General features: G+C 54.6%; 2 protein-coding genes and 2 pseudogenes. All 4 read left to right on the plus strand.

Translation table 11 applies throughout. The annotated features are described in order from the left end of the window. Window positions 1-140: 140 nt before the first annotated feature. A pseudogene (locus IQ241_RS25165) lies at window positions 141-437 on the plus strand (ISAzo13-like element transposase-related protein); the annotation flags it as partial. A gap of 53 nt (window positions 438-490) precedes the next feature. Continuing rightward, window positions 491-964: pseudogene (locus IQ241_RS25170) on the plus strand (ATP-binding protein); the annotation flags it as partial. A 28-nt stretch (window positions 965-992) separates the two neighbouring features. Then, window positions 993-1,223, plus strand: a complete 231-nt coding sequence (locus IQ241_RS25175; protein ID WP_322743804.1) for a hypothetical protein — start codon at window positions 993-995, stop codon at window positions 1,221-1,223. A 48-nt stretch (window positions 1,224-1,271) separates the two neighbouring features. After that, entirely contained in the window at window positions 1,272-1,739 is a 468-nt protein-coding gene (locus IQ241_RS25180; protein ID WP_193912555.1) for a cupin domain-containing protein, read from the plus strand. Window positions 1,740-2,033 lie beyond the last annotated feature (294 nt).

Genomic DNA, 2,033 nt, shown 5'->3' on the forward strand with positions numbered 1-2,033 from the left:
GTGCCCTTTTTTTTGCCTGATTGCAACCGTCTCCAAATGGCGCTGACGCTGCCGTCCTGTCTCACGCTGGTTCGGCTAAACCCGTCAACCGACTTTTGCTACCCGACTACTCCACTGTCGCCTAATAGGCCAATGACCTCGGCATTGAGATTCGCATTGCTCACTATCCGCCTTACACCTCCAAGTACAATCCTATCGAGCATCGATTGTTTCCTCATGTCTCACGGGCCTGTGAAGGCGTCATCTTTGACTCGGTTGAGATGGTTAGAGACCTGATAGCACAAGCCTCTACCAAGACCGGACTGAAGGTCGTTGCTACGATTATTGATGCGGTCTATGAGACCGGCAGAAAAGCCACCAAGGCGTTTCGAGAGCAGATGCCCATCATCTTCGATGAATACCTGCCTCAGTGGAACTATGTCGCTCGCCCACAATAACCTTAGTTACGTAAGTTATTCAATCCTTGTTCCTAACGGTGACGCCGATGGCTTCCCTACCTCAGATTGCTCCGACCTGGCTATCTTCAGCGGGTGAGCTGAGTCCAGAAGCGCTGCTGCAAGCCTTTTTACAGTTCTGGCGACAGCACGGGCAGCCGCTCCTGCGCAGCGCTCCTTACCCCGAGATCGCACCTCACCTGGTGCTGATGGCGTTTCTGCATCGGGTAGTGAATGGCGGTGGCACGCTAGAACGGGAATACGCGATAGGTAGCGATCGCATGGATCTTTGCCTGCGCTATGCAGCCGCCACCATCGCCATGGAGCTGAAGGTATGGCGTGAGGGCAGACCCGATCCGCTAACGGCAGGGTTAACTCAGTTGGATAAATATCTGGCTGGCCTCAGCCTGGATCGGGGCTGGCTGGTTATTTTTGATCAGCGGCTAGGACTTCCTCCGATCGCAGAGCGAACAACAACAACTTCAGACACCGCCCCCAGCGGACGAACCGTTATTGTAATCCGGGGCTAATCGATATCGGGCGCGGTTTTAAATCGAGGTGACTGAGGCAGCGGTGGCGGCGTGGAACGGCAGATATGATGCCCAGCTGGGGGCAGAGGCGATTCGGAAGGGTGAGGCAGACGCGATCGCCTACGGCGTTCCCTTTATCGCCAATCCCGATCTGGTCAAGCGATTCAAGCAAGATGCACCCTTGAATGAGGCCGACCCAGATACGTTCTACACCCATGACCGCGAAGGCTATGTCGATTATCCAACCCTAGCGGCTTGAGCATTGCACCTTTTCCGGGTAGTAAGTAGGTAGTGAGAGGATTCTCTGATGTCTCTACCCCTGATCTTACAGCCCGGCGAAGGTCGCTCAGTCCAGATTCGCACCAGTACCTGCACCTTTAAGGTGACGGGCAAAGACACCCACAATCACTTCGGGCTGTTTGAGTTTGTCATGGCACCGGAAACCGACGGAGCCAGCCCCCACATTCACAAGCAGCTCACGGAAATTTTCTACGTCGTCGAAGGCCATGTAGAACTGGTGCTCAATCAGGAGCGAATTGCGGCAGAAGCCGGCGCGCTGATGCTGGTACCCGAAAATACGTCCCACGGGTTCTCAAATCCCGGCTCAGTGCGGGCGAAGCTACTGATTATGTTCTGCCCAGCCGACTCCCGCGAACAGTACTTTGAGGGACTGGCCGAACTCACTAAGGATGGCCGACAGCCCAGCCAGGAAGAACTGCTCGACCTGATGCATCGCTTCGACCAGTACTTGCCTCCTGAAGCGACCGATGGCTAGCATTGGATGCAGCTCGTCTTTACGCTTAGGAATAGACCTTTGGGTCCGTCTTTGCAGCTGAAGCTAAGGATCGAGAATTAAATAACTTAACCATTTGTGCATGTCTCGCGGCCCTCACCCCGGCCCTCTCCCCGGGGGAGAGGGAGCTATACTCTAGCCGGTTCGGGCTTGAACTAATTCTATAGTCATGGTGAAATTGAGTTAGCCCACCCAAAAGACACCGCGGTCATGATTCAACTAGAGTTCAGCGAAGCCGACATTAGCGCACTTGAATACGAGCGCTATCACCACCCT

It is taken from the genome of Vasconcelosia minhoensis LEGE 07310 (assembly GCF_015207255.1).
Lineage (GTDB): Bacteria > Cyanobacteriota > Cyanobacteriia > Phormidesmidales > Phormidesmidaceae > Vasconcelosia > Vasconcelosia minhoensis.

Excerpts from the sequence above, each read along its gene's own strand:
- IQ241_RS25180 (WP_193912555.1), top strand. The coding sequence starts at position 1,272 with ATGTCTCTACCCCTGATCTTACAGCCCGGCGAAGGTCGCTCAGTCCAG.